The 3,807-nt window shown below is 62.1% G+C and carries 4 protein-coding genes and 1 pseudogene; 1 reads left to right on the forward strand and 4 read right to left on the reverse strand.

What is annotated here, in order from left to right; translation table 11 throughout:
• Positions 1-27 precede the first annotated feature (27 nt).
• The gene (locus tag ACXJL8_RS36135; protein ID WP_456624367.1) at positions 28-339 is read right to left on the reverse strand and encodes an ArsR/SmtB family transcription factor; all 312 of its coding nucleotides are present in this window, start codon (positions 337-339) and stop codon (positions 28-30) included.
• Positions 340-434: 95 nt separating this feature from the next.
• Here ACXJL8_RS36135 and ACXJL8_RS36140 point away from each other — a divergent pair, with 95 nt between their 5' ends.
• Positions 435-1,187, forward strand: coding sequence for an SDR family NAD(P)-dependent oxidoreductase (locus ACXJL8_RS36140; protein WP_456686546.1), 753 nt, complete (start codon positions 435-437; stop codon positions 1,185-1,187).
• A gap of 145 nt (positions 1,188-1,332) precedes the next feature.
• Here ACXJL8_RS36140 and ACXJL8_RS36145 read toward each other — a convergent pair whose 3' ends face one another.
• The 3 genes and pseudogenes from ACXJL8_RS36145 to ACXJL8_RS36155 form a co-directional block, all read right to left on the reverse strand.
• Positions 1,333-2,013 carry a hypothetical protein gene (locus ACXJL8_RS36145; protein WP_456624369.1) on the reverse strand — a complete coding sequence of 227 codons (681 nt, stop codon included), beginning with the start codon at positions 2,011-2,013 and terminating at the stop codon, positions 1,333-1,335.
• A 281-nt stretch (positions 2,014-2,294) separates the two neighbouring features.
• Positions 2,295-3,332, reverse strand: coding sequence for a thermonuclease family protein (locus ACXJL8_RS36150; RefSeq protein ID WP_456686547.1), 1,038 nt, complete (start codon positions 3,330-3,332; stop codon positions 2,295-2,297).
• Between the two features lie 171 nt (positions 3,333-3,503).
• A pseudogene (locus ACXJL8_RS36155) lies at positions 3,504-3,807 on the reverse strand (MATE family efflux transporter); the annotation flags it as partial.

Below are 3,807 nucleotides of genomic sequence, written 5' to 3' on the forward strand. Positions count from 1 at the left end.
CCCAAAATCTGTCGTGAGCGAACGCCCTCAGTCCGGAAAGCTCAGGATCATCTTGAGCAGTTTCGGAAACCGCGCGTTGATGTCCTCCTCGCGCAGGACATTGCGGTGCTGGACGCCTTGCTTTGACGTCCGGATCAGGCCGGCCTCCCGCAGGATGCGAAAATGGTTCGACAGGGTCGACTTCGCCATCTCAGGGCAAGGCGCCGCCTCGGTGCACGACATGCAATCGTTTTGCGCAGCCAGGCTTTTGACGATACGCAGCCGCATGGGATCCGCGAGGGCTCCGAGCACCCCGGCGAGTGTAATCTCGTCCCGCGATGGGTGAACGAACTGCACCATGCCAAAAATATAGCATGCCCCTTGAACTCATTCAATAGTTCACTAGTATTGAACTATTGAATATCGGCATCCCGCCGACCAACGGAAGACATGCGATGAGCAAGAGACTCGAAGGTAAAGTTGCGCTCGTGACCGGCGCATCCAAAGGCATCGGCGCCGAAATCTCCGCCCGGCTTGCGGCTGAGGGTGCGGCGGTCGCCGTCAATTACAGCTCCAGCAAACAAGGTGCCGACCGCGTGGTCGCCGCCATCATCGCCAAGGGCGGCAAAGCCGTCGCCGTCCACGGCAATTTGGCCGACGCCAAGGACGTGAAGAGCGTCGTCGCGGAGACCGTGAAGGCGTTCGGCGCGATCGACATCCTCGTCAACAACGCGGGCATTTACGAGTTCGCGCCGCTCGAGGCCATCACGCCCGAGCATTTCCACAAGCATTTCGACCTCAATGTGCTCGGCCTCCTGCTGATCTCAGGGGAGGCGTCGCGGCACTTCAACCCCAAGGGCGGAAGCATCATCAACATCAGTTCCGGCGTATCGACCATMGCGCCGGCGAACACCGCCGTCTACACCGCGACGAAGGCATCGGTGGATGCGATCTCCGCCGTGCTGGCAAAGGAGCTGGCGCCGCGCAAGATCCGCGTCAACGCCGTCAATCCGGGCATGATCGCCACCGAAGGCGTCGTCTCCGCCGGCCTACACGAGGGCGACATGCGCAAATGGATCGAATCCGTCACCCCGCTTGGCCGCATCGGCAAGGCTGAGGAGATCGCTGCCGCGGTGGCCTTCTTCGCTTCGGACGAGGCGTCCTACGTCACGGGCGAGACGCTTCACGTCACCGGCGGCCTTCGCTGACGAGGCGCGTGCTCTGGCGGACCGACGGCGCCGAAGGCCGTCGTTCCGGCACGGTCGGTGGTGGTGTATCCCCGCAACCGGACTTCACTGCTTCCGATACGAAAATGGCCCGCTCGACGCGGGCCATTTTTGTTTGTGAGTCCGCCTATGCGGTCTCGTCCCGGCGCAATGCCGCGTAAAGACCAACGACAGTCCCGATAGCGACAAGCCCTGCCGCCAGCAGCAGCTGCAGTTCCCCGTCATCGGTGCTGCCGACGGACGACAACAGCCTGGTCACAACGACGAATAAAATGCCTACCGAGACCGCGGCCCCCATGCAGAGATGCAGGAATTCACCGGCCAGGTTGCGGTTGAGAAGTCCGAGCGCCGTGAAGTACATCGCGCAAGCGTTCGGGTGAACAAACAAGGCGATCCGCGCGTAAGGTCCGTAAGCGTCGAGGAATGATTCGCACTTGTTCATTGCGGCTCTTGAGGCAACTCGTTTCAAGAGCGGCCTGAAAAAACGAGCCTGTCCATAGCTCAGAACGGCGCCCACGATAATGGCCAGCCATGCCAGAATGAAAACGAAGGCATCCGCAGGCTTGGGATTTAGCGCGACCGACATCAAAATCAGCGCGGTGCCGGGAAAGTAGCCAAAGTACGGGAAGATCGACTCCAGCAGCACACAAACGAATATGAAAACCGGAAACCATGACGAACCGGCCGCGTCGAGGACGATCGCGTTCAAGTCCAGGATGTTCGTCTTATAGAGGAACAGGTACAGGCACGTGGCCAACCCGGCCAGCGCGTAAAACGGCAAGGCGCCCGTCAGAAATCGTTTCGTCATTATTGAATAGCCAAGCGGATAAAATTGCTTGTGTCCATAGCGAGCCTGTCGATTGCCCGATCTTAGCCCCACCCCGGCCGTGTGAGGCCGCTCAGCGGGGTCCTACCGCGCATGCGTGTTCGAACAAAGGCTGCTCTTTTTCATGTCGCGCCTTGGATCGTACGCCAGGCTCTTGGGTCCAACCGTCCCCATGAAGAAGGTTCCCACCGGCTCGCTCGACGATGAATATGCCTATGGCCGTCGAAAGCATCGCGTAATTTGGAGCTGCGGGCGGCGCCTTGTCAGAACCCCGTAATCGCCTGGCCATCCGCCCCGACCAAGCTCGACGGCGCTTCGCCGAACACCAGCCCGTCCGGCTGAAACTTGATCGTCTTCCCGCCTTCGACGAAATCGGCAAAATTCCTTGGCGTTGCCGAGTGCACTCCGTTCGCCAGGAAGTCGCCGATCTCGTAGCAGGTGTCGGGCTTGCCGCCGGAGCCGTCGCCCAGGAATTTCTGGAAGTTCTGGCTCGTCACCTTCGCCTTCTTGCGCGCCGACCAGTTGGTGTAGCGGCGGTAGAGCTTTGGCAGGATCACCGGGCCCATGTCGGTCGCGAGCACGCCGGTCTCGTTTATCTTGGGCTCGCGCAGGTCGAAGTCGAAGGCCGGAATGGTTTTGGCGAGATGCTTCCAGACCGGCAGCTTCTTGGTTCGCGCGGTCTTGGCGAGCGCGAGAAAGGCCTTGATCTCGTCGTCGTTCATCGAGGAGTAGAAGGTCGGATAGGCAAATCCTTGTGCGACCAGCCAGTGGTTGATGTCGACCGTCCGGTTCGCGACGGTCACCTCGATGTCGCCGACCAGCCTGCCATAGGTGTCGAACACCTCGTTCGGCGCATCGACATGGGTGAACACCCGGCACGCCAGCGTCGCCTCGCCGGCACGGCTGAGGAAATCATGCAGCGCCTTGGTCGAGGTCGCGCCGAGGAATTGCCGGTAAGCGTGCGTGAGCGCGTGAAAGGCCGCGCGCTTGGCATCCAGCAGGCCCTTCTTCTCGGTGGCCGACAGCGGCGACGGCTGATAGTGCAGCTCCGGCGCGTCGATGCCTTGGAGGCGAATGGTGAGCTTGCCGTTCTTGACCGGCGCCGTGTTGGTTCGCCCCTTGACCTTGGCATGGTCGAAGACGTGGGTCGGCTGGAACGGCGAAGTATCGTTCTTGCGGAAGCGGATCGCGTCCGGTGCGACGGCCACCACGACCTTGGTGGTGTCGGCGTCCGACCGGCCCTCCGGCCAGAACTGGCCGACATCGATCGTGCCTTCGACCTCCAACAGTCCAACCGGCATCGGCCGCTCCCGTCACACGCGCGCGGCGGTCGTTGTGAGGAAGCGACCCGCGCGCACATTTGGAAGAAGCCGATCATCTTCGTGCGACAGGCCCATGACGGCAGAAGACGTGGAGACACGCTGCCGCAGCGTGCGCTCGGGCCTTTCCAAGGCACGCAACACGGAGCGCGGGCCGGCAAGTGCCAGCCCGCGCCAGATCACGATCGCGCCGCCGAAATAGACCTGACTGTAGGCGACCGCCTCCGCCAGCACCTTGTCGCGACCGCCCAGCAATTCGAGAAGGTGCGGGCCACCGGCCAGCATGCCCAGCATGAAGATCAGGCCGAAGAAGATTGCGATCAGAAGCGCATGGGTCGCCAGGCGTTCGGCGCGGTCGCGGTCACCCGCGCCGAGTGCGCGGGCAATGGCCGACGACACGCCGCCGCCCATGGCCGCACCGGACATGCTCATGGTCAGCATCACGCAAGGAAACACC

Source organism: Bradyrhizobium sp. P5_C11_2 (assembly GCF_054049755.1).

Bases quoted from the DNA above. Each gene is read 5' to 3' on its own strand.
- ACXJL8_RS36150 (WP_456686547.1), bottom strand. From the start codon at position 3,332: ATGCCGGTTGGACTGTTGGAGGTCGAAGGCACGATCGATGTCGGCCAG.
- ACXJL8_RS36135 (WP_456624367.1), bottom strand. From the start codon at position 339: ATGGTGCAGTTCGTTCACCCATCGCGGGACGAGATTACACTCGCCGGG.
- ACXJL8_RS36145 (WP_456624369.1), bottom strand. From the start codon at position 2,013: ATGACGAAACGATTTCTGACGGGCGCCTTGCCGTTTTACGCGCTGGCC.